Source organism: Streptomyces sp. NPDC050738, from assembly GCF_040654175.1.
Classification (GTDB): Bacteria; Actinomycetota; Actinomycetes; order Streptomycetales; family Streptomycetaceae; genus Streptomyces.
The window spans coordinates 310,049-332,064 of sequence record NZ_JBFAHN010000004.1 but is presented as its reverse complement, the minus strand read 5'-3'; the positions used below and the strand labels follow the sequence as shown (position 1 = coordinate 332,064).

The 22,016-nt window shown below is 70.8% G+C and carries 26 protein-coding genes; 16 read left to right on the top strand and 10 right to left on the bottom strand.

Going from position 1 to position 22,016, the window contains the following annotated elements:
• Positions 1-5 precede the first annotated feature (5 nt).
• Positions 6-794, bottom strand: coding sequence for a TIGR03084 family metal-binding protein (locus AB0H78_RS13270; protein ID WP_363234457.1), 789 nt, complete (start codon positions 792-794; stop codon positions 6-8).
• A 178-nt stretch (positions 795-972) separates the two neighbouring features.
• Between AB0H78_RS13270 and AB0H78_RS13265 the strand changes: the two genes are divergently transcribed.
• Positions 973-1,602 (top strand): hypothetical protein, encoded by a 630-nt coding sequence (locus AB0H78_RS13265; RefSeq protein WP_363234456.1) that lies wholly within the window; start codon positions 973-975, stop codon positions 1,600-1,602.
• Between the two features lie 15 nt (positions 1,603-1,617).
• On the opposite strand, the gene AB0H78_RS13260 is transcribed toward AB0H78_RS13265, so the two are convergent.
• Positions 1,618-2,154 (bottom strand): hypothetical protein, encoded by a 537-nt coding sequence (locus AB0H78_RS13260; protein WP_363234455.1) that lies wholly within the window; start codon positions 2,152-2,154, stop codon positions 1,618-1,620.
• Between the two features lie 112 nt (positions 2,155-2,266).
• Here AB0H78_RS13260 and AB0H78_RS13255 point away from each other — a divergent pair, with 112 nt between their 5' ends.
• The gene (locus tag AB0H78_RS13255; protein ID WP_363234454.1) at positions 2,267-2,461 is read left to right on the top strand and encodes a hypothetical protein; all 195 of its coding nucleotides are present in this window, start codon (positions 2,267-2,269) and stop codon (positions 2,459-2,461) included.
• Here AB0H78_RS13255 and AB0H78_RS13250 read toward each other — a convergent pair.
• Positions 2,440-2,871 (bottom strand): NUDIX domain-containing protein, encoded by a 432-nt coding sequence (locus AB0H78_RS13250; protein ID WP_363234453.1) that lies wholly within the window; start codon positions 2,869-2,871, stop codon positions 2,440-2,442. The genes AB0H78_RS13255 and AB0H78_RS13250 overlap by 22 nt on opposite strands.
• Before the next feature lie 75 nt (positions 2,872-2,946).
• Between AB0H78_RS13250 and AB0H78_RS13245 the strand changes: the two genes are divergently transcribed.
• From AB0H78_RS13245 to AB0H78_RS13235, 3 genes are all read left to right on the top strand, one after another.
• Positions 2,947-3,282 carry a DUF4240 domain-containing protein gene (locus tag AB0H78_RS13245; protein WP_363234452.1) on the top strand — a complete coding sequence of 112 codons (336 nt, stop codon included), beginning with the start codon at positions 2,947-2,949 and terminating at the stop codon, positions 3,280-3,282.
• Positions 3,279-3,632, top strand: a complete 354-nt coding sequence (locus AB0H78_RS13240) for a DUF6247 family protein (RefSeq protein WP_363234451.1) — start codon at positions 3,279-3,281, stop codon at positions 3,630-3,632. Before AB0H78_RS13245 ends, AB0H78_RS13240 begins: the two co-directional genes overlap by 4 nt.
• Before the next feature lie 155 nt (positions 3,633-3,787).
• The gene (locus AB0H78_RS13235; RefSeq protein WP_363234450.1) at positions 3,788-4,177 is read left to right on the top strand and encodes a hypothetical protein; all 390 of its coding nucleotides are present in this window, start codon (positions 3,788-3,790) and stop codon (positions 4,175-4,177) included.
• Between the two features lie 41 nt (positions 4,178-4,218).
• Here AB0H78_RS13235 and AB0H78_RS13230 read toward each other — a convergent pair whose 3' ends face one another.
• Positions 4,219-4,590 (bottom strand): DUF4267 domain-containing protein, encoded by a 372-nt coding sequence (locus tag AB0H78_RS13230; protein WP_363234449.1) that lies wholly within the window; start codon positions 4,588-4,590, stop codon positions 4,219-4,221.
• 107 nt (positions 4,591-4,697) lie between these two features.
• Here AB0H78_RS13230 and AB0H78_RS13225 point away from each other — a divergent pair, with 107 nt between their 5' ends.
• The 3 genes from AB0H78_RS13225 (at position 4,698) to AB0H78_RS13215 (ending at position 6,983) form a co-directional block, all read left to right on the top strand.
• Positions 4,698-5,282 (top strand): TetR/AcrR family transcriptional regulator, encoded by a 585-nt coding sequence (locus AB0H78_RS13225; protein ID WP_363234448.1) that lies wholly within the window; start codon positions 4,698-4,700, stop codon positions 5,280-5,282.
• 89 nt (positions 5,283-5,371) lie between these two features.
• A complete protein-coding gene (locus AB0H78_RS13220) occupies positions 5,372-6,046 on the top strand; it encodes an RNA polymerase sigma factor (RefSeq protein ID WP_363234447.1) in 675 nt (224 codons plus the stop codon).
• Positions 6,039-6,983 carry a CU044_5270 family protein gene (locus AB0H78_RS13215; RefSeq protein ID WP_363234446.1) on the top strand — a complete coding sequence of 315 codons (945 nt, stop codon included), beginning with the start codon at positions 6,039-6,041 and terminating at the stop codon, positions 6,981-6,983. Before AB0H78_RS13220 ends, AB0H78_RS13215 begins: the two co-directional genes overlap by 8 nt.
• Before the next feature lie 17 nt (positions 6,984-7,000).
• Here the strand turns inward: AB0H78_RS13215 and AB0H78_RS13210 are convergent, their stop codons facing one another.
• Positions 7,001-7,924: an EamA family transporter gene (locus AB0H78_RS13210; RefSeq protein ID WP_363234445.1), complete on the bottom strand. Its 924-nt coding sequence runs from the start codon at positions 7,922-7,924 to the stop codon at positions 7,001-7,003.
• A 36-nt stretch (positions 7,925-7,960) separates the two neighbouring features.
• Positions 7,961-10,870 carry an FAD-binding and (Fe-S)-binding domain-containing protein gene (locus tag AB0H78_RS13205; protein ID WP_363234444.1) on the bottom strand — a complete coding sequence of 970 codons (2,910 nt, stop codon included), beginning with the start codon at positions 10,868-10,870 and terminating at the stop codon, positions 7,961-7,963.
• A 174-nt stretch (positions 10,871-11,044) separates the two neighbouring features.
• Here AB0H78_RS13205 and AB0H78_RS13200 point away from each other — a divergent pair, with 174 nt between their 5' ends.
• From AB0H78_RS13200 to serC, 7 genes are all read left to right on the top strand, one after another.
• Positions 11,045-12,358, top strand: coding sequence for an ATP-binding protein (locus AB0H78_RS13200; RefSeq protein WP_363234443.1), 1,314 nt, complete (start codon positions 11,045-11,047; stop codon positions 12,356-12,358).
• Positions 12,355-12,753 (top strand): roadblock/LC7 domain-containing protein, encoded by a 399-nt coding sequence (locus AB0H78_RS13195; RefSeq protein WP_363234442.1) that lies wholly within the window; start codon positions 12,355-12,357, stop codon positions 12,751-12,753. Before AB0H78_RS13200 ends, AB0H78_RS13195 begins: the two co-directional genes overlap by 4 nt.
• Positions 12,750-13,124 (top strand): DUF742 domain-containing protein, encoded by a 375-nt coding sequence (locus tag AB0H78_RS13190; RefSeq protein ID WP_363234441.1) that lies wholly within the window; start codon positions 12,750-12,752, stop codon positions 13,122-13,124. Before AB0H78_RS13195 ends, AB0H78_RS13190 begins: the two co-directional genes overlap by 4 nt.
• A complete protein-coding gene (locus tag AB0H78_RS13185; RefSeq protein ID WP_363234440.1) occupies positions 13,105-13,719 on the top strand; it encodes an ATP/GTP-binding protein in 615 nt (204 codons plus the stop codon). The genes AB0H78_RS13190 and AB0H78_RS13185 overlap by 20 nt, the downstream gene beginning before the upstream one ends.
• A complete protein-coding gene (locus AB0H78_RS13180) occupies positions 13,716-14,987 on the top strand; it encodes a cytochrome P450 (protein ID WP_363234439.1) in 1,272 nt (423 codons plus the stop codon). The genes AB0H78_RS13185 and AB0H78_RS13180 overlap by 4 nt, the downstream gene beginning before the upstream one ends.
• The gene (locus AB0H78_RS13175) at positions 14,984-16,231 is read left to right on the top strand and encodes a cytochrome P450 (protein WP_363234438.1); all 1,248 of its coding nucleotides are present in this window, start codon (positions 14,984-14,986) and stop codon (positions 16,229-16,231) included. The genes AB0H78_RS13180 and AB0H78_RS13175 overlap by 4 nt, the downstream gene beginning before the upstream one ends.
• Positions 16,232-16,387: 156 nt before the next feature.
• Entirely contained in the window at positions 16,388-17,506 is a 1,119-nt protein-coding gene (serC, locus tag AB0H78_RS13170; protein WP_363234437.1) for a phosphoserine transaminase, read from the top strand.
• 60 nt (positions 17,507-17,566) lie between these two features.
• On the opposite strand, the gene AB0H78_RS13165 is transcribed toward serC, so the two are convergent.
• From AB0H78_RS13165 to AB0H78_RS13155, 3 genes are all read right to left on the bottom strand, one after another.
• Positions 17,567-18,127: a TetR family transcriptional regulator gene (locus AB0H78_RS13165; RefSeq protein WP_363234436.1), complete on the bottom strand. Its 561-nt coding sequence runs from the start codon at positions 18,125-18,127 to the stop codon at positions 17,567-17,569.
• Positions 18,124-19,539, bottom strand: coding sequence for an MFS transporter (locus AB0H78_RS13160; RefSeq protein ID WP_363234670.1), 1,416 nt, complete (start codon positions 19,537-19,539; stop codon positions 18,124-18,126). The genes AB0H78_RS13165 and AB0H78_RS13160 overlap by 4 nt, the downstream gene beginning before the upstream one ends.
• 161 nt (positions 19,540-19,700) lie before the next feature.
• Positions 19,701-20,186, bottom strand: coding sequence for a GNAT family N-acetyltransferase (locus AB0H78_RS13155; protein WP_363234435.1), 486 nt, complete (start codon positions 20,184-20,186; stop codon positions 19,701-19,703).
• Positions 20,187-20,250: 64 nt separating this feature from the next.
• On the opposite strand from AB0H78_RS13155, the gene AB0H78_RS13150 reads away from it, so the two are divergent.
• On the top strand, positions 20,251-20,652 hold the full coding sequence (locus AB0H78_RS13150; RefSeq protein WP_363234434.1) for a PPOX class F420-dependent oxidoreductase: 402 nt from the start codon (positions 20,251-20,253) through the stop codon (positions 20,650-20,652).
• Between the two features lie 8 nt (positions 20,653-20,660).
• Here AB0H78_RS13150 and AB0H78_RS13145 read toward each other — a convergent pair whose 3' ends face one another.
• The gene (locus tag AB0H78_RS13145) at positions 20,661-21,977 is read right to left on the bottom strand and encodes a hypothetical protein (RefSeq protein WP_363234433.1); all 1,317 of its coding nucleotides are present in this window, start codon (positions 21,975-21,977) and stop codon (positions 20,661-20,663) included.
• Between the last annotated feature and the right edge of the window lie 39 nt (positions 21,978-22,016).

The following is a 22,016-nucleotide window of genomic DNA, read 5'->3' as shown; positions in this document are numbered from 1 at the left end:
GCGCCTCAGGCCCCCTTGGCCGGACGCCCGGCCCCCGCAGGCCCGGCGAAGGCCTGCGCGATGTCGAGCCACCGATCGGCGTCGGCGCCCACGGCACGGAGCGCCAGATCATCACGGTGCGCGCGCTGCGTGACAAGCAGACAGAAGTCGATCGCGGCCCCGCTGACCCGCTGCGGAGCACTCTCGGGCCCGTAGACCCACAACTCGCCACCGGGCCCGGTGAGTTCGACGCGAAACTCCTCCCCCGGCGCATCAAGCCCCCGCACCCCAAAGGCAAAGTCCCGCGCCCGCACACCAATCCGCGCCACATGCCGCAGCCGAGCGGTGGGCTTCCGCGTTACGCCAACGGCATCGGCGATGTCCTGCCCATGGGCCCAGGTCTCCATGAGCCGCCCGGTGGCCATGGACGCAACGCTCATGGGCGGCCCGTACCAAGGAAACCGAACCCCGACCGGGGCGTCACGCAAAGCCTGTTGCAACTGCTCACGCCCATCACGCCACCACGACAACAACTCCCCCACGGGCAGCAGCGCCCCGGCCTCGGCGCCTTCGTCCACAAAGGACTCGGGCGAGGCGAGCGCCTTCTCGACCTCCCCCGCAAAGGCATCGGCATCGGTCACGGCAAGCAGCGACGCGGCGTCCGTCCACGCGAGATGGGCGATCTGATGGGCGACGGACCACCCGGCGGCGGGCGTGTCCAGCGCCCACTCCCGCTGCAACAACCCCCCGACCAATCCGTCGAGTTCGGCGCCTTCATCACGCAGATCATCAAGCACAACTGCTGCATCGGACACGGCGAGCTCCCTCCGGCGGGCACGGCGGCGTGGACCGGAGCATGGCACCGCCCACCAAAACAAGCAAGCGTGCTTGCATTATTTTCCGGCCACTCGAGTGCAGCACCAACCGCCCACCACGCAGGGCGATGTAAAGGATTCCTTGACACCACCAAATCCGTAAAGGCATCCTTTACGCATGGCCAACTCCCCCGCCCCACTGGCGGCCTTGAGCGCCCAGCTCACCGAACAGAGCTCGGCCCTGGCGACGTCGGCGATCAGCCCGTTGACCCCGCCGCCCTACCTCGACCTGGTCCGACGCGCTCAAGACGTCGACGCGCTGGCCGAGCAGGTGCTCAAACTGTGCGTCCAGCAGGCCCGGGACGCCGGCCACACCTGGCAGGAGGTCGGGGATCTGCTCGGCGTCACCCGCCAGGCCGCCTTCCAGCGATTCGGCAAGCCCATCGACCCCCGGACGGGAGAACCCATGGACAAGACCGTGCACATCACCGACGCCGCAGAACGCGCCATCAGGCTCGTCACGGACATCCTCGAAGACCGCATGGCCGACGCCAGGCCTTCCTTCAACGCCGAGGTCCTGGCGGCATTCACCGACGAGGTGCGGGGCAACACCCTGGCCTCCGTCACCGGCCTCGTCGGCGCGTACGAAGGCTTCGGTGAGGGCGAGCCCTTCGTGCGACGCATCGGCGATCACACGGTGGTCGACGTCCCGCTGCGCTACGAAGCAGGCGCGATGAAGGCCCGCGTCGCGTTCGACGCGGACGAGAAGGTCGCAGGATTCTTCATCCTCGCGCCCGAGGCCCCGTAAGGCCCCTGCATCCGGCTATCCGGCCCTGACCGGGCTTGCGTAGTACGGGGAGCGACGCCAGTTCTCGCGACCCACAGCGGACAGTGGCGGCTTCCACAGCAGGACGCCGCATCGGCGCTCCCACAAGATCGTCAGCCAAGTATCAACAAACCCCAGGGCCAGCATCACCGGAAGAAACAGGCCGATCAACGGCATGTGGATCACGTACGCGCCCGCGAGCGCCATCATCAGAACCAAGACTGCCACCCGCACGCGGCCCCGCCGCAGGTGGCGGGCCTGCTCCACGTTCCGATCCAGCACCGCGAGATCTTCGATCATCACAGCGGCGCCGAACTCCCGTAGCCGACGCGGCCGGGACAGCAGCAGACAGGCTGCCCAGACCAGCTCCATGACGACAAGGCCGGCAATCTGAAGACGCCCGGCAAAGCCGGAGAGCCTCAGGTCGTCCACGGTGAAGAAGATCAGCGCATACGCGGCCACCCCAGCAAGGATCCCCGCCAGCCCCTCCCCAAGCTGAGCAGCGACAACCCGCACAAGTCCGGCACCGGCCATGCCAGCCACACCCTCCCCCGTCGCGGGCCCGGCTTCATCGAACATCGACAGCCCAGGTGTGTCCAGACGTCGTCCACAGCCGCCGCCGGACATGGCCTCCGACTCTCCGCCCATGCAAGGCCGTTACCGCGCCTGGCCGTTCGTCATCCCGCCCTTCGACCGGCTCTACGACTTCCCGGACGAGGACGGGATCGAGCCCGACGCCCGCGCCGACTACACGCCTGTGCACAGGCTGTACGACATCCGGACCGCGGACAACGGCCACCTCGCAACGGATATCGAGATCTACGGGACACCCGAAACGTGAGCCAGCCCGTCGATCGCCGCAGGCGACAGCATCGACTCCACCAGCCCGGTCACGGGCATCCACTCCACGGCACAAGTGGAATCGTCCGCCTTCACCACGGCGAGGGGGCCGGGCTTGAGCTCGACCCGATAGAAGAGCCCCACCAAATGCCAGCTCACCCCGAGCCGGTGCGCGGCATATGAACGCGAGTCGACGAGTCGCGCATCAAGCACCTCGAGCCCGGTCTCCTCCACCAACTCCCGCGCCAGCGCCTCGGCCGGCTGCTCGCCCGGGTCGATGCCCCCGCCGGGCAGATGCCACAGCCCCGGCTCGAACACCGGTGATGCATCGGAGAGTTGCGTAAGCAGCAACTGCCCGCCCCTCGTGGCGATCGCATACGCCGATACGCGCACCCGCACGTTGTCCGCCATGACACCTCCAGATCGGATCCACAGTAGCGATCACCGCCCGGAACGATGTCAGTGCCCAATGGCATGCTCCTGGTCATGGAGAAGAAGCAGTTCTGGGCGCTGGTCGACGAGGCCCGAACGCAGGTGGCCGACACCGAGGATGGCGAGGCAGTAGCCAGTCACATCACCTCGTTGCTCGCGCTCCGGCCACCCCTGGAGATCGTCGCAGCGCAGCGGATCATCTGGGACCTCATGGCCGAGTCCTACCAAGCCCCCTTGTGGGCGGCCGCCTACGTCATGAACGGCGGGTGCTCGGACGATGGCTTCGACTACTTCCGCGGCTGGCTGATCAGCCAGGGACGCATGACCTTCGAGCTGGCCGTCACTGCACCCGACACCCTTGCCGACCTGGCCGTGAGGAGGACATTGTGAGCGCACAGCCGGACCACCCCGGCGGAGAGCTGATTCGCCGCCCGGATCGCACTCCCGACGCACTTCGGGAGGCGCTGGCAGTCCTTGCGCCCGCTCGGATTCCGGAGATGGAGCGGGAGAAGGACAAGGCGCTCACCGAAGCCGTACGGCAGAGCAGCATCGACCCGCTGCGGGGGGTCCTGCTGCGCTGGGCCGCCGTCATCGAGATCGAGCGCCATCCCGCTATGGCGCAACGATTCCACCGGGCCGAGTATCTGGCCCAGGTCTCCGCCGACCCCGAGACCTCCCGCCGGTACGTCCGGGAGTCCGGGGACATCCTCCGCGCCGCATACACGGAGCTGGACGCTTGATCTGGTCCTGGGGGTACGACCCCGACGAGGAGTACCTCGCCGGTGGCGCAGATCCGGCATCCGGCAGATCACCATCTACTAGGTGACGGTTCCGGAAAGTCGACTGCCCAAGGCAGCCCCTGGTCGCCGGCCGCTCCCCATGAGATCGTCCCCAGGTGACTGACGCCACCGCCGGGGATACGGCCGCCGCCCGGCCGGACGACCGCATACCGTCCGGCTTTCGCTTCGCCACCGAGCTCGTCGCCTGGGTCGCCACCCCCTGGGCCCTGTCCGGGTATTCGTGGGTGCTCGCCGTGCTGGCCGTGGTCGCTCTCATCGGGCTTCCCACCCTCTTCTCCACCCCGGGCGACAAGTCCTCCGTGATCATCGCCGTCCCGGGCCTGGTCACGATCCTGCTCGTACTGCTGCAGCTCGTCGCCGCCGTGGTGTCCGCCTGGGTGGTGTGGCCCGTGTGGGCCGCCGTCCCCGCGACCCTGCTCGCCGGCGCGACGCTCGTCACCGAGCGGCGGCGCTGGCGGTGGCTGGTGGCGGACCGCACCGCCTAGCCGCCGGGCCGCCTCCCAAAGGGCGCCGGACGCTCGCGGCATCAGACCGCGAAGAGGAGCGCTGCGTTGATGAGCATGATGACCGCAGTGAGCGTGTGGATGCCGTACGCCACCGCCTTCTTGCCGCCGTTGCGCAGCACGATGAGTGTGTCCGCGATCGGTGCCAGCGCCACCACCAGCATGAACCAGGCCTCCGCGTGGGCCCCTGCGAACGCCAGCAGGGCCAGGCCGAGGAGGCCGTAAGTGCCGTCGCGTACGCCCTTGATGGTGAGGTAGACGGCGTCGCCGTTCTCCTTCGCCGCCACTCCGTAGCCGGCGGCCGCCACCTTGGGCTGCGCCAGGAAACTTATGCCGATCCAGACGACCATGAGGTTGAGGACGATGGCCAGACCGTAGGCGATGGGGGTGAGCATGGTCTTCTCCCTGTGTTCTTCTCCGGCAGATTCGCTAGCAGCGCTAGGAACAATGTCGAAGGTAGCAGAGCATTGGCAGCTTGCCTAGCGCTGCTAGAATTTGATCCATGACCACACATCACGCGCGGCGTGAGCGCGAGCGGGCAGAGCGGGAGCAGTCGATCGTCACGGCCGCGCGGGACCTGGCCGAGGCGGACGGATGGGACGCGGTGACGACCCGGCGGCTCGCCGCCGAGATCGAGTACAGCCAGCCCGTCCTCTACAGCCACTTCAAGGGCAAGAGCGCGATCATGGCGGCCGTGGTGGTGCAGGCCTGCGGCGACCTCGCCGACGTGCTGCACGCCGCCCGCACCGGTGCGCGGGGGAAGCGGCAGGTGCTGTGCGCGGTCGCCACCGCGTACACGGAGTTCGCCGAGCGGCGGCCCGCCGTGTACGACGCGATCTTCACCCACCCCGTCGACCTGCCGTTCGCGACCCCCGAGGCACCGGCCCAGCTGCACGCCGCGTTCGGCGAAATCGTCGCGACGGTACGACCGCTCGCCGAGGGCGCTGACGACGCCGAACTGGTCGTGCTCACCGAGACCTTCTGGAGCTCGCTGCACGGCCTGGTCACACTGATGCGCAGCGGCAGGCTCCGCCGCGAGGACCATGAGCGGCGGCTGGCGCTCCTGATCGGGCGCTTCTGGAGCTGAGGAAATGGAACTCGAATGCCGGCATCGGCGAACAACCGGTGACCATGCCCGAATCGTCGAAGGAACCGCATGCATCCAGGAGGCAACCAGTGACCGCCTCGCCGGACGTCGGAGTGGACCGTGCCTCCGTCAGGGACGATCCGGCGGACTCCGACGCCTCGGTCGTCGAACGGTCCTGTGACGAGCCGGAGTTGTTCGCCGTGCTCTTCGACCGGCACTCCGATGACATTCATCGGTACGCGGCCAGGCGGCTCGGCACCGAGGCGGCCGACGATCTGATGGCCGAGACCTTCGTCATCGCCTTTCAGCAGCGGCGCCGTTACGACCTGACCAGGCCGCACGCCCTGCCCTGGCTGTATGGAATCGTCACCAACCTCATCAGCCGGCACAAGCGGGCCGAGGCCCGCCGCCTGCGGGCGCTCGCGCGCGTCATGTCTTCAACTCCGGCAGAAGGAGCGGGCGTTGGGGACGCCCACAGCGAGGCGATGGCCGATCGCGTGGTGGCCCGGGTGGGCGCCGAGAGCACCCGGGGCGCTCTGGCCGCGGCGCTCGCCGGGCTGTCCCCCCGTAACCGGGACGTCCTGCTGCTGATCGCCTGGGGCGATCTCGACTACGCCGAGGCCGCGGAAGCCCTCGGCATACCCGTGGGCACCGTGCGGTCCCGGCTGCACCGGGCCCGCAGCGCGGTGCGCGCGGCGCTGGGCGGAGCCGATCCCACCACCATTCGCGAGGACGAGGACCAGGAGGAGACGCATCGTGGATGACCTTATGCAGGTGCGGGAGTGGGAGGCCGACGTGCCGCCGCCCAGCGACGAGGCGCGGTCCGCCGCCCGCGTGCGGCTGCAGAGCGCCGTCCACCGGGAGAGCCGTCGGGGTGCTTCTGCCGCGCCGTCCCGGCGGCTGATGTTCCGGGTGGCGGCCGGCGCGACCGTGGCCGCAGCCGCGGCCGTCGCTGGAACCGCCGTGGTCGCCACCAAGGGCGGGGGCAACCGCGGCGCGGCGCCACGTATGGCCCCCCTCAGTGCGGTGCAGGTGCTGCACAAGGCCGCGGACCGGTCCCGGTCCCGCGGGAACGGGCTGCCGGCCCCGCGCAACGACCAGTACATGTACATCAAGACCTACATCGAGCGGAAGCCGATGAAGGGCGGCGGCACTCCCCGGACCCGGACCTGGACGGACGAGAGCTGGATGTCGGTGGACGGCCGCAAGCCCTCTCGGCGGCAGGACCACGGCACGTTCCACGACGACCCTCCGATGGGCCCGCACCAAGCGCCGTGGCCGCCGACCGTCTACACGAAACTGCAGGCCATGCCGACAGATCCGGACGCGCTGCTGCGTGCGCTGAGGCACAGCACCGAACCATCGCCCGTGCTCGACAGCTTGGCGTTCAGCCAGCTCTGCATGCTGATGATGGGGACGCGCGTCATGCCACCCGGCCTGCAGGCGGCGGCCTTCGAGGCGGTCGCGAAGCTCCCGGGCGTCCGGCTCGACCGCGACGAGGTGGACACCCTCGGACGGCGCGGGGTCAGCGTCTCGTACCCCCAGATCGCCAACTCGTTCCTCTTCGACCGCCGCACGTACGAGTACCTCGGGTTCCGCACCAAAATCCGTGGCGCACAGAAAGACGTCTGGTACACCGAGACCCGAAGCCTCGTGCGGCTGGGGGTGGTCGACTTCATCGGGCAGCGGCCGCCGGGCTGAGAGGCCGCCGGGCGGCCCTACTTGCCCGTGACCTGCGACCGCACCGCGCCCATGCTCGCCACGATCACCAGCGAGATCGCGAGCGCGTCCAGCGCGGACAGCGACTGGTGCAGTACGAGGAAGCCCGCCAGCGCCGCGATCGCCGGTTCCAGGCTCATCAGGACCGCGAAGACCGAGTTCGGGAGGCGGCGCAGGGCGAGCATTTCCAGGGTGTACGGGAGGACCGACGACATCAGCGCCACCGCCGCCCCCAGCGCGAGCGTGCTCGGCACGAGCAGCTTCGCGCCGGCGTCCGCGATCCCCAGCGGCAGCATCAGCACCGCCGCGACGCCCATCGCGAGCGCGAGGCCGTCCGCGCGGGGGAAACGGGCGCCGGTCCGCGCGCTGAAGACGATGTACGCCGCCCACATGGCGCCCGCGCCGAGCGCGAAGGCCGCCCCGACCAGGTCGATGCCGCCGAAGCCGCCGCCGCTCAGCAGCGCCACCCCGCACAGGGCGATCCCCGCCCACAGCGCGCTCGCCAGGCGGCGGGCGGCGAAGACGGAGAGGGCGAGGGGGCCGAGGACCTCCAAGGTGACGGCCGCACCCAGCGGGATGCGGTCGGCGGCCTGGTAGAAGAGGCCGTTCATGCCCGCCATCGCGACGCCGAAGACCAGCACCGTGCCCCAGTCGCCGCGCGAGAGGCCGCGCACCCTCGGGCGGCAGACCACGAGGAGCACCGCCGCGGCGACGAGGAGCCGCAGCGAGACCACGCCCAGCGCGCCCACCCGCGGCATCAGCCACACCGCGACCGCCGCCCCGAACTGCACCGAGATCCCGCCCGCGAGGACCAGACCCACCGGGCCGAAGCGCGCACGAGGACTGGGAGCCGTGGCGGCGGGGGCGGGCGCGGGGGCAGGGGCTAGCGCCTGGGCGGCGTCGGCGGGGGCGATCGGGTCCATCCCTACAGGGTAAGGGTCGACCACCCATGGTCCCGCTTACAGTCCAGCTGCCAAGATCTCCGCCAGGTGACGCCCCCGCACCCCGCCCAGCTGCTCCAGCTGCGTACGGCAGGAGAAGCCGTCGGCCAGCACCGCCGCCCCCGGGTCCGCCTGCCGTACGGACGGGAGCAGCTGCTCCTCCGCGCAGGCCACGGAGACCTCGTAATGACCGCGCTCGAAGCCGAAGTTCCCGGCGAGACCGCAGCAGCCGCCACTCAGTTCGCCCGTCAGTCCGGCGCGCTCGCGCAGGCGCCGTTCCGCCTCGTCGCCGAGGACGGCGTGCTGGTGGCAGTGCGTCTGGCCCACCACGGGGCGGTCGATGCGCGGGGGCTGCCAGTCCGGCGCGTACCGCTCCAGCGCCTGCGCGAAGGTGAGCACCCGGTCGGCCAGGCGCCGGGCGCGGGGGTCGTCGGCGAGGAGCTCGGGGAGGTCGGTGGTGAGGGCGGCCGCACAGCTCGGTTCGAGGACGACGACGGGCAGGTCGCCGTCCGCGAGCAGCGGGTCGAGGAGGTCCAGCGTGCGGCGCATCACGGCGCGGGCCCGGTCCAGCTGCCCGGTCGATACGTACGTCAGACCGCAGCAGACCGAGGCGCGACGGAGCCGACGCGGGATCCTCAGCGTGAAGTCCTCGCCGCGCTCGGCGGCCCGCTCCAGTTCTGCGTACGGCACGGGCAGCTCTGCCTCCGGCGGGAGCATCACGCCGATACCGGCCGCCTCCAGGACCTTGAGCGCGGCCCGCCCCACCCCCGGGTCGAGGTGATTGGTGAAGGTGTCAGGCCAGAGCAGCACCTCGGGTCCGTCTCCGCGACTCCGCAGCCGGCCCGCCGTCGCCTCCCGCATCAGCCGCTTCCACCACCACCGCGAGAAGGTCTCGCGCGCCACCGTGGGGAGCATCCGCTCCGGGGCGATCCCGCCTGCGCGCTTGGCGATCGCGGCGAGCGGGGTGACCTTCGCGCCCGCGTTCAGCAGCGGCGCGAGCCGCAGCCTTGCCGCCAGCCGCAGCCACTCCGGCAGGCGCCCCATCGCGTGGTGCGAGGCCGGGCGGCGCCGGCCTTCGTAGTGGTGGTGAAGGAATTCCGCCTTGTACGTGGCCATGTCCACGCCCACCGGGCAGTCGCTCCTGCACCCCTTGCAGGACAGGCAGAGGTCGAGCGCGTCCCGTACCTCCTCCGACTGCCAGCCGTCCGTCACCACCTCCCCCGCGAGCATCTCGTGCAGCAGGCGGGCCCGTCCCCTGGTGGAGTGCTGTTCCTCGCCGGTGGCCCGGAAGGACGGGCACATGACGCCTGAAGTGGGCTCTGTCGTACGGCATTTGGCGACCCCTACGCACCTGCGCACCGCCGCCGAGAAGTCCCCGCCGTCGTGCGGGTAGCCGAAGGCGACCGGGACCGGCTCGCGGGGAAGCACCTCGAAGCGGAGGTTCTCGTCGAGGCGGTCCGGGCGGGCGAGCATGCCGGGGTTCATACCGCCCGACGGGTCCCAGACGTCCTTGAACCGGCCGAAGACATCCACCAGTTCGTCCCCGTACATCTTCGGCAGCAGCTCGGCCCGCGCCTGCCCGTCCCCGTGCTCGCCCGACAGCGATCCGCCGTGCGCGACCACCAGGTCGGCCAGCTCCTCCGAGAAGCGGCGGAAGCCCTGCACCCCCTCCTTGCTCAGCAGGTCGAAGTCGATCCGTACGTGGATGCAGCCGTCCCCGAAGTGTCCGTACGGAGTCCCGCGCAGTCCGTGCTCCCCCAACAGCCCGCGGAAGTCCCGCAGATACGCCCCGAGCCGGGCGGGCGGCACCGCGCAGTCCTCCCACCCCGGCCAGGCCTCGCTCCCGTCGGCCATCCGGGTCGCCGTCCCGCTGGCGTCCTCCCGTACCCGCCACAGCGCCCGCTGCCGCGCCGGATCGTCGACCACCATCCCGTCCAGGGCGTCCGCGCCCCGCACCAACTCCTCAGCCCTGGCCCGCGCTTCCCCAGCCCCCTCGCCCCCCATCTCCACGAACAGCCATGCCCCGCCCCGAGGCAGCCCGGCCCGGTCCCCCGCGTCCCTGACCAGGTCCGCCGCCATGCCCTCCACCGTAAGCGGACCCACTGACAACAGCCCGGCCGCCGCCTCCGCCGCCGCGCTCTCGTCCGCGTACCCGAGCACCGCGAGCGCCCGCGCCCGGGGCGACTCCACCAGCTTGACGGTCGCCTCCGTCACCACCCCGAGCGTGCCCTCGCTGCCGCAGAAGGCCCGCGCGAGATCGACTCCGTTCTCGGGCAGCAGCGCATCGACCGCGTAGCCCGAGATCCGTCGCGGCAGCCCCTGCGGATACCCCGTCCGCAGCAGCGCCAAGTTCCCTTCCACCAGCGGGCGGAGACCGGAAGGCGCCCCCTCCCAGCCCTGCCCGAGCCGCCACCGCTCGCCCCCGTAGCCGAGCACCGTGAGACCGCTCACGCTGTCGGCGGTCGTCCCCCACGCCACCGAGTGCGAGCCGCAGGAGTTGTTGCCGATCATGCCGCCGAGCGTGCAGCGGCTGTGCGTGGACGGATCGGGCCCGAAGGTCAGCCCGTACGCCCCCGCCGCAGCCCGCAGCTCGTCGAGTACGACGCCGGGCTGGACGACCGCCGTACGCGCCTCGGGGTCCACCTCCGCCACCGTCCGCATATGGCGCGTGAAGTCCAGTACCACGCCGACTCCGGTCGCCTGACCGGCGATCGACGTCCCGCCTCCGCGCGGCACAACCGGAACGCCCGCCTCCCGGCAGGCGGCGAGGGTCGCGGCGACGTCCTCGGCGTCGCGCGGGGCGACCACGCCCAACGGCACCCTTCGGTAATTGGAGGCGTCCATCGTCATCAGCGCGCGGGCGGCCGATCCGAAGTCGATCTCGCCCCGCACGGTCCTCCGGAGTTTTTCCTCGAGTTCGAGTCCCATCACACCAGGATGCACCTGGGCGAAATGTGCACCGGTATCAACAATCTCCACACCAAGAACTCCCCAAAGTGATCACCAACTCTCCTATAGTTGCCAGGCATTGCTCAGGAACCGACGCTTCCATTTCGCCCGGTCCGTCCCGCCTGTCCCATCCGTCCATGAGGACTCCGATTGATGACCGCCACACTCGTCTGGTGCCTGGGCGCACTCGCCGTGCTGCTCTGCGCCGCCGTCGCCGTCGCGGCGCACGCCCGGCGCACCGCGCGCGGACTCCGCGCCCGTATCTCCGAAATGGGCGTGGCCCAGGACCGGTTCGGCGCACGGGAGGCCGAGCTGAAGGCCGAGACCGCCCGTGCCGAAGCCGCGACCTCCCGCGCCGAGTCGCAGCGCGCCGCCGCGCTCTCCGCCGCGGCCAACGCCGCGGGCCGCATGCAGGCCCTGGCCACCGGCATGCTCGCCGACCTGCGCGACATGGAACACCGCCACTCCGACGAGGACGTGCTCGGCGACCTCCTCCACCTCGACCACCGCACGGCCCAGGCCGGACGGCTCGCCGACTCCATCGCGGTCCTCACCGGAGCGCGCTCCGGGCGGCGTTGGGCCAAGCCGATCGTCATGGAGTCGATCCTGCGCGGCGCGATGGGCCGGATCTCCGGCTATCAGCGGGTGCGGCTGCACTCCACCAGCGAGATCGCCATCGCGGGGCACGCGGCGGAAGGCGTCATGCACGCCCTCGCGGAACTCCTTGACAACGCTGCCAACTTCTCGCCGCCCACCGCCGAGGTCCATGTGTACGTCGAGGAGGTCCCGGCCGGGGTCATCCTCACCGTCGAGGACAGCGGCCTGGTGATGAGCGAGGTCCAACTCCGCCGCGCCGAGAAGGCGGTGGACGCCGACGCCACCCGCCAGCTCGACCTCGCGGGTCTCTCCGGGACCCGCCTCGGACTCGCGGTCGTGGGCCGGCTGGCCCGCAAGCACGGACTGACCGTCTCCTTCCGCCCCTCGGCGCGAGGCGGCACGGGCGTCCTGATGCTGCTCCCCCAGGACCTGATCACCCGCCGCCCGGCCGTGAACCCGGCACCGGCCGCAGCACAGGAGCCGGCACCGGCAGAGGCAGCGGCAGCCACCCCGCCCGCAACACCCGCACCCCGTAAGGCCCCTGAGCCCGCCCCGGACACCACCCCCGCCCCGGAAGCCGACACCCTCGATTCCGCGCCCGACCCCGACCCCGACCTGGGCGGCCTCCCCCGCCGCCGCCGCGGCGCCACCATGGCCGCCGCGCACCCGGACTTCCCGGCGGCCCCCGCCGTCCCCCGGCCCCGTAGAGCCGAGGCCGAGACCGACTCCGAGTCCTCCACCACCGCAGCGGCCCGCTTCAGCACCTTCCGCCAGGCCGTACGCCCGGGCGCCGCCACGAGCGCCGCGCCCAGCACCACCCCGGGCACCCCCAACCCCCCGCGACCGGAAGGCACAGGCACATCCGAATGACCACCACCACCGACGAGAAGCTCAACTGGCTGCTGGAGAGCCTCCTGGAGCGCACTCCCGGCGCCCGCCACGCGCTCGTCCTCTCCCGTGACGGCCTCAAGCTCTGCCGCACCCCCGAGCTCTCCGTCGACCAGGCCGACCAGCTGGCCGCCATCTCCGCCGGCATCCAGTCCCTCTCCCACGGAGCCTCCGTCGAGTTCGGCGACGGCACCGGCGGCGTACGGACCGCGATGGCGGAGTTCTACGGCGGCATCCTCTTCATCGTCGAGGCGGGCGACGGCGCCCATCTCGCCGTCGTGGCGGACGAGTCCGCGGACGTCGGCCTCATCGGCCACAACATGAGCGAACTCGTCGAGCAGCTCGGCGACCACCTCGCCGCCGAGCCGCGCCAATGACTCCGCCGCCCCCGCCCCGCCCGGGCCGCAACGACAACCCGGACCGGCTCTACACCGTCACCGGCGGTCGCAGCCGCTCCAACGCGGTCGACACCTTCGACCTCGTGACGCTCATCGTCGGCGAGTGCGACCCGGCGCCCGGCATGCAGTCGGAGCACAAGGCGATCCTGCGTCTCTGCGAACGCCCCACCGCGGTCGTGGAGATCGCCGCCCACCTCCAACTCCCGGTCTCCATCACCCGGATCCTGCTCTGCGACCTGCTCGACACGGGCCGGATCAGCGCCCGCCACCCGCGCACCGCCCGCGCCGCCGACCGGCTCCCCGACCCCACCATCCTGGAACAGGTGCTCGTTGGACTCCGCAACCTCTGAACGAGGAAACACAGAGGCTCTCTCCGCGACGGCCGACAACGGTCTCAAGATCGTCATCGTCGGCGGCTTCGGCGTGGGCAAGACGACGATGGTCCGCTCGGTCAGCGAGATCCGCCCCCTCAACACCGAGGAGACGATGACCGAGGCGGGCCGCCCGGTCGACGACACCTCGGCCGTACGCAACAAGACCTCGACCACCGTCGCCTTCGACTTCGGCCGCATCACCATCGACGAACGCACGGTGCTCTATCTCTTCGGCGCGCCCGGCCAGGAGAGATTCTGGTTCCTCTGGGACCGGCTCTTCGCCGGCACGCTCGGCGCGGTCGTCCTCGTCGACACCCGCCGGCTCGCCGACTCCTGGTACGCCATCGACCGCCTGGAGCACCACGGCACCCCGTTCATCGTGGCGTGCAACGACTTCGGCGGCTCGATCCACACCCCCGAACAGCTCCGCGCGGCGCTCGACCTCCACCCCGACGTACCGCTGATCGACTGCGACGCCCGCGACCGTACGTCGTCCAAGTACGTCCTCATCGCCCTGCTCCAGCACCTGCACGCCCTCTCCGCCGCCGCCCGGGAGCCCAGCACTTCATGACCACGCACGCCGCGCCCACCGGATGCCCCGTGGCCCACGGATCCCCCGCATCCGCCGCACCCGCCCCGCTCAGCGGCCCGCGCTTCCACGTCGAACCCACCCCGCTCTACCGGGAGTTGCGTGATACGCACGGACCGGTGGCGCCCGTCGTCCTCGACGGCGGCATCCCGGCCTGGCTGGTGCTCGACTACCGCGAGCTCCACCTCGTCACCGGCGATCCGGTGCTCTTCAGCCGCGACTCCGACCTCTGGAACCAGTGGGAGCGCATCCCCGCCGACTGGCCGCTGCTCCCGATGATCGGCCGCAAGCAGCCGTCGATCCTCTACACGGTCGGCGAGCGCCACCGCGAGCGCGCGGCCATGATCAGCGATGCGCTCGAAGCGGTCGACCCCTTCGAACTGCGGCGCCTGGCCGAGCAGTTCGCGGACGAGCTGATCGACGCGTTCTGCGGCACCGGCACCACCGAGATCATCGGCCGGTACGCGATGCTGCTGCCCGTCCGCGTCCTCGCCCACCTCTACGGCTTCGCGGACGAGCAGGGCCCCGGCCTCGTCAAGGCCATGAACGACATGATCGACGGCCGCGAGGACGCCCTCGCAGGCCAGAGCCACCTCGGCAAGTCGATGTTCGAACTCCTCAGCGCGAAAAGGGCCGTCCCTGGCAACGATGTCGCCTCGCGCATGCTCGCCGACCCCTCGGGCTTCACGACCGAGGAGATCGCCCAGGACCTGATGGTGATGATGGCGGCCGGCCACCAGCCCACCGCCGACTGGATCGGCAACTCCCTGCGCCTGATGCTGACCGACGACCGCTTCGCCGCCTCCCTCTCGGGCGGCCGGCACAGCGTCGCCGAAGCCATGAACGAAGTCCTCTGGGAGGACACCCCCACCCAGAACGTCGCCGGCCGCTGGGCCTCGCGCGAAACCACCCTGGGCGGGCACCACATCAAGGCGGGCGACCTCCTGCTCCTGGGTATCGCGGCGGCCAACGCCGACCCCCAGATCCGCACGCACGCCTCGGAGTTGACCGGCGGCAACAACGCCCACTTCTCCTTCGGCCACGGCGAGCACCGCTGCCCCTTCCCCGCCCAGGAAGTCGCCGAGGTCATCGCCCGTACGGGAATCGAGGTCCTCCTGGACCGCCTCCCCGACCTCGACCTCGCCACCCCGGACGACGCGCTGACCCGCCGCCCTTCGCCGTGGCTGCGCGGCCTCTCCACGCTCCCCATCACCTTCACGTCGACCCCCGCCCTCGGAGGCACCCGATGACCTGCCCGATCGACCACACCACCGGCACGGGCGCCGCCGCCATCGTCCTCGACCCCTTCGTCGCGGACCTCGACGCCGAGAGCGCGACCCTGCGCGCCGCGGGCCCGCTCGCGCGCGTGGTGCTCCCGGGCGGAGTGCCGTGCTACGCGGTCACCCACCACGCCGCTGCCCGCCAACTCCTCACCGACGCACGCCTGGTGAAGGACATCAACGTCTGGGGCGCCTGGCAGCGCGGCGAGATCCCGGCGGACTGGCCGCTGATCGGCCTGGCCAACCCGGGCCGCTCCATGCTGACCGTGGACGGCGAGGACCACCGGCGGCTGCGGACGCTGGTCGCGCAGGCCTTGACCGTACGAAGGGTGGAGCGCCTGCGCGAGGGCATCGAGAAGCTCACGGAGGCGAACCTGGACCGCCTGTCGGCCCGTGAGGGCGTCGGCCCCGTCGACCTCAAGGCGGAGTTCGCCTATCCCCTCCCCATGGCGGTGGTCAGCGACCTGATGGGCGTGGACGAGGCGGACCACCCGGAGCTGAAGACCCTGTTCGAGAAGTTCTTCTCGACGCAGACGGCGCCGGAGGAGGTCCCGCAGATGATGGCGGACCTGGCCGCGCTCTTCTCCCGGGTCGTCGAGTCGAAGCGGGCGAACCCGGGCGACGACCTGACCAGCGCGCTGATCGCGGCCTCGGAGGACGGCGACCACCTCACGACGGAAGAGATCACCAACACCCTCCAGCTGATGATCGCGGCGGGCCACGAGACGACGATCTCGCTGATCGTCAACGCGGTGGTGGCGCTGCAGACGCACCCCGAGCAGCGCGCGCTGGTCCTGTCGGGCGAGGTCCCGTGGGAGAACGTGATCGAGGAGACCCTGCGCTGGTCGACGCCGACCTCGCACGTCCTGATCCGCTTCGCGGCGGAGGACATCGAGGTGGGCGACACGGTCCTGCCCAAGGGCGAGGGCCTGATCGTCTCCTTCGGCGCGATAGGCCGCGACGAGCAGGCGCACGGCGAGACGGCGGGCGCCTTCGACATCACGCGCACCTCCGTGAACCGGCACATCTCCTTCGGCCACGGCCCGCACGTGTGCCCCGGCGCGGCACTGTCCCGCCTGGAGGCGGGGGTGGCGCTCCCGGCGCTGTACGCCCGCTTCCCCGGCCTGGACCTGGCGGTCCCGGCGACGGAACTCCGCAACAAGCCGGTGGTCACCCAGAACGACCTGCACGACCTGCCCGTGACGCTGGCCTGATCACCCCTTGAGGAGCGGGCGCCCGGGGCGGGGTCCCGGGGGCCGAGCCCCCGAAGGCCCCGGGCGCACCCGCTCCCCGTTCCACTCCGTGGCGCCCCCGTCTCACCCCCCGGACCCCCTTCCACGCCCCCCACCCCAAGGAGCTACGCTCCACGCGTGGCTGATCTCCAGATTCCCGCTGACATCAAGCCCGCCGACGGCCGTTTCGGCGCGGGCCCCTCCAAGGTGCGTACGGAGGCGCTGGACGCCCTGGCCGCCACCGGCACCTCTCTCCTCGGCACGTCCCACCGCCAGGCCCCGGTCAAGAACCTGGTCGGCGCGGTGCGCGAAGGCGTGCGCGATCTCTTCTCCCTCCCCGAGGGATACGAGGTCATCCTGGGCAACGGCGGCTCCACCGCCTTCTGGGACGTGGCGACGCACGGACTGATCTCCTCGAAGTCCCAGCACCTCAACTTCGGTGAGTTCTCCTCCAAGTTCGCCAAGGCCTCCAAGCTGGCTCCCTGGCTGGAAGCCCCCTCCGTGATCGCCTCCGACCCGGGCACCCACCCGGACCCGCAGGCCGAGGCAGGCGTCGACGTCTACGCCCTCACCCACAACGAGACCTCCACCGGTGTCGCGGCCCCCATCAAGCGCGTCGCGGGCGCGGACGAAGGCGCACTCGTCCTCGTCGACGCCACGTCGGGCGCGGGCGGCCTCCCGGTCGACATCACCGAGACGGACGTCTACTACTTCGCCCCGCAGAAGTCCTTCGCCTCCGACGGCGGCCTGTGGATCGGCATCTTCTCCCCGGCAGCCCTGGACCGCGCGGCCGCGATCCACGCGTCGGGCCGCCACATCCCGGAGTTCTTCAGCCTCCCGACGGCGATCGACAACTCCCTCAAGAACCAGACGTACAACACCCCCGCCCTCGCCACGCTGTTCCTCCTCAACGAACAGCTCACCTGGATGAACTCCCAGGGCGGCCTGGACTTCACCACGGGACGCACCGCCGACTCCTCCTCGCGCCTCTACACCTGGGCCGAGAAGGCGTCGTACGCGACGCCGTTCGTCACCGACCCGGCCAAGCGCTCGCAGGTCATCGGCACGATCGACTTCGACGACTCCATCGACGCGGCCGCCATCGCCAAGGCGCTGCGCGCCAACGGCATCGTGGACACCGAGCCGTACCGCAAGCTGGGCCGCAACCAGCTGCGCGTGGCGATGTTCCCGGCGATCGACCCGGCGGACGTCGAGGCCCTGACGGCCTGCATCGACTACGTCATCGAGAAGCTGTAAGGGTTACGCACCCGACACGAGGCCCCCGGCGCACAGCACCACCCGCGCCGGGGGCCTTCGTCATGCACGTACCACCAGCGCCTGAAGTGCGGGCGCGTACACATCGGCGAGGTGCCCGGGGTCGGCGGCCTCGGCCGCGCTGTCGGGCCGGTTGAGGCCGATGGCAGCGCCCAGCCCGAGCAGCATCCCGACGATCAGTTCGGCCCTCAACTGGGCTTGGTCCCCGTCGAGTCGACCGGCGAGCCGCTCCGTCACCTGCTTGCGGAACCGCTCCTTCATCAGGGAGCGCTCGTCCTGGTTGCCGAGCCCGAAGACCACCCGCAGCAGCGGATCGACCTGCTGTTCGCGCCGGGTCTTCAGCAGGGAGAGCACCATGTGCCGTCCGAGCCCCTCCAGCGGCGCGTCGAACAGCTCGTCGGCGGCGGGCCCGAAGTCCGTCACCGTACTGAAAAGCTGCTCCTTCGTCCCGAAGCGCTTCACGATCAGCGAGGCGCTCACGCCCGCGTCGGCGGCGATGCCCCGCATGGTCACCTGGGCGTACGGCTGCAGGGTGAAGGCCCGGCGTGCGGCGCGCAGGATGGCGTCGCGCCCCGTACTGCCGGCCCCGGCGTCGGCGGTCATGCACCCTCCTGGGCAAGCGTTTTGGATCCCCTGACCTCGACCGTACCGGCGACGGATGCGGTACGCCCCGGCAGACCCAGCGTCACGAGCAGCGCGGCGAGTGCGGCGCCCCCGGCGATCAGGAAGACCAGCAGATACGCGTGCAGGGTGGGGGCGGTGTGCCCGCCGACCTGGAAGGTGACGTTGGCGAGTACGGCGGCGACGACCGCACTGCAGAAGGCCTGACCCACGGACCGCATCAGGGTGTTGAGCCCGTTGGCGGCTCCGGTCTCGCTGACGGGGACGGCGCGCATGACGAGCGAGGGCAGTGCCGAATAGGCGAGAGCGGTGCCGGAGGAGACGACGGTGGCCCCGATGATGATCATGAGCAGGCTGTGGCTGGTGAAGAACCGCAGCACATACCCGACGATCATGACGACGGCCGCGAGGCCGAGAGTCACCTTGGGCCCGCGCGAAGTCGATATGCGGGCCGAGATCGGCGACAGCGCGACCATGGTGATCCCGCCGGGCAGCAGACAGAGCCCGCTGACGACGATGGACGCACCGAGCCCGTATCCGGTCACCTTCGGCTCCTGGACCATCTGCCCGGTGACGAGCGAGTTGGCGTAGAAGGAGAACCCGATGAGCAGGGCCGCGATGTTGGCGAGCAGTACGGCGGGCCTGGCCGAGACCCGCAGGTCCACCATCGGCGAGGAGACCCGCATCTCGTAGAAGCCCCACGCCAGTCCGATCACGACGGCGGCGACGAAGAGCCCCACGATCCGCGTGGACCCCCATCCCCACTCCCCGCCCTGCGTCACGGCGAGCAGCAGCGCCACGAGCGCGCCCGAAAGGCCGATCGCGCCCACCACGTCGAAGCGCCCCCGGGCCCGCAGCGGCGACTCCGGTACGAAGACGAGCACCAGCACCACGTCCAGCAGCCCGAGACCGGCCGAGGCCCAGAACATGGTGTGCCAGTCGGAGTGCTCGATGACCAGCGCGGCGATCGGCAGCCCCACGGCCGCCCCGATCCCCAGCGTCGAACTCATCAGCGCGACGGACGACAGCACCCGGGCGGGCGGCAGTTCGTCGCGCATGATGCTGATGCCCAGCGGTACGACGGCGAGCGCGGCGCCCTGGAGGGCGCGCCCCGCGATGAGCACCCCGATGTCGGAGCTGACGGCGCAGAGCACGGACCCCACGACCAGCACCCCGAGCGCGGCGACGAGCACGCGCCGCTTGCCGTACATGTCGCCGACGCGGCCGAGGACGGGCGTGCACACGGCCCCCGTGAGCAGGGTCACGGTCACCAGCCAGCTCGCGGCGGACGGCGTGGCCCCGGTGAGGGCGGGCACGTGCGGCAGCAGCGGCACGACCAGGGTCTGCATGACGGCGACGACGACCCCGCAGAAGGCGAGGACGCCGACCATCATGCGGGGGTGCGGGGCCTCGGTGACCTCGGCGGATTCGGCGGATTCGGCGGATTCGGATATCGCGGGGGGCATGGCGCTCCGTGGGATCTCTGGCGGCACGACGGGGGTGCACAGGCGTTCACCCCCAGGGTAAACGCCTGTGCACCCCCACCGTCACCCCCTCACGCGACGACGAGCCGCCACCGCACTTCCCCGTCGTGCGTCTCGTCGGTGGGCGCGAGCCCGACTCCCCTGGCCACAGCGCCCGACGCCACGTTCGCGGGATCGATATGCGCGATGACCTCCCGCACTCCGGATTTCCGCACTCCGGCCTCCCCCGTCAGCACCCCCACGAGCTCCCCCGCGGCCTCGGACGCGATCCCCCGCCGCTGCCACGGCTCCCCGACCACCCAGGCGACTTCGACGGTCCTCGCCACGACGGTGGCCTGCACGTACCCCACGAGCCGCCCTTCCTCCCGCAGCCGGATCACCCAGTTCCACCACTCCACCCCGGGCTCGGGCGCCCCCGCGACCTGCCGTACGTACCGGGCCCGCAGCGCTTCGACCGGCAGCTCGGGGTCGGCCAGCACCCCGGCCATCTCCTCGGCGAACCCGACCTCCAGCGGCAGCAGATCGAGTCGCTCGGTGTGCATCGGCAGCAGTGGCATCCGGCGAGGATACGCACGGAACCAGGGGATGACAGGTCCCTTTTCCCGTGCATGGATGGAAGGCATGAAACCTCAAGCGAGCCCCGTGCTCGCCCCCCTCGTCAAGCAGTACGCCGTCCTCCTCACCACCCACAAGCGCGACGGCACCAGCGTGGGCACCCCCGTCTCCATCGCCGTGGACGGCGACCACGCCTACATCCGTACGTACGCCTCCGCAGGCAAGGCCAAGCGGATGCGCAACTTCCCCGAGGTGGAGATCGCCCCCTCCACCCTGCGCGGCACACCCACGGGCCCCGCCTTCAAGGCGCGGACGCGACTGCTCGAAGAGGGCACCGACGAGTGCAGGCGCGCGGCGCGGCTGCTGCGCCGCAAGCACCCCGTCATGCACGGCGTCGGAGTGCCGGTCGTCCACCGCCTGATGCGCGACAAGACGCTCCACTACGAGGTGCGGGCCCTCGGCGAGTAGCGGGACGGCTAGGGGTAGTCGGAGAAGAACAGCAGGGTCACCGCGAGCAGCAGCCCCAGCAGCGCCGGCCAGTACAGCAGCTTGGGCAGCCGGTTGTCCGCCCACTCCACCGGGCGGACCTCGCGGCGGGCCGTCAGCAGCACCGCGTTCAGGGAGACGCCCAGGATCACCGCGTACATGACGTACGCGAAGCACTCCAGATACGTGAGCATCCCGCCGCCCGTCGCACTGCGCACCTGCGCCTGGTCGACCACGATCACCAGCAGCGTGGACATCGTGAAGGTGATCGCGCCCCACGTCGAGAAGCCGAAGACGGCACGCCGGTCGTCGTCCGCCTTCGTGTAGAGGAACAGCGCCAGGAAGGCGATCACCGCGACGATCAGCGTCCTGATCAGGCTGTCGAACATCGAGCCGACCCAGGCGCGCTTCGTCCCGATGTTGAAGTAGAGGTCGGACCAGACGCCCGGGTTGACGTACTCACGGGCGTTGGAGCCCTGCGTGGAGCGGTGGTCGTGCTGCACATAGCTCCAGGTGGAGAAGTACGGCATCCAGTCCGCGTGCACGAGCCCCTCGTCGATCCCGAACTTCTTGCTGTCCATCCAGGGCGGGTACGAGCTGTAGTCCGGCACCAGCGCCGTCTGCTGGGTGTTGTCCTTGGTCCACAGCTTCAGCCAGACGTCCTGCCGGTCGAGCGGATAGTGCCGGTAGTCGAAGGTCTGGCGGAGCTTGACCTGGAAGTACCAGCCGATGGTCTTCGAGCCGTCGGCGTGCTGGTACGTGTACGCCTCGTCGAGCCCATAGGAGTTCTCCGCCTCCGGGAAGATCACCCCGCGCACGCGCTCCGGCACATCGGCGGCGAGGCGCTGCCAGACGTACCCGGACACATCGATCTCGTTGGCCCCGCCGAACTTCATCTGCTGGACCATCACCCCGGTGGGAATGTGCCGCATCCGCTTCGAGCCGTGCTGGTCCAGGTACTTCTCGGCCGCCGCCGGCGACCCGACCCGCGTCCCTTCGATCGGCTCGGCGCCGTTGTCCGTGCTGACCATGGACCAGGTGAGGCCGATACCGGCCGCGAAGACCACCGAGGCCATGACGGAGGCCGCCACGGTGCGGTGGTGGGTGAGGGTGAAGGGGCGGATGATCGCGATGCCCGTGGTGATGAGGAAGACGGTCGCGGTGATGACGACCGCCCACCAGCGGTCGAGCGTGCCCGGCTTCGTATCGGCCAGATACCAGAGCACCGCCAGCACCAGACAGACGGCGGACACCGCGAGTACGACCAGGTTGACGCGCTCGAGCCTGCGCCGGGTCTCCATCTCCATCGGTCCAGCCAAGCCCGGGCCCCGGAGCACTGCCACTCA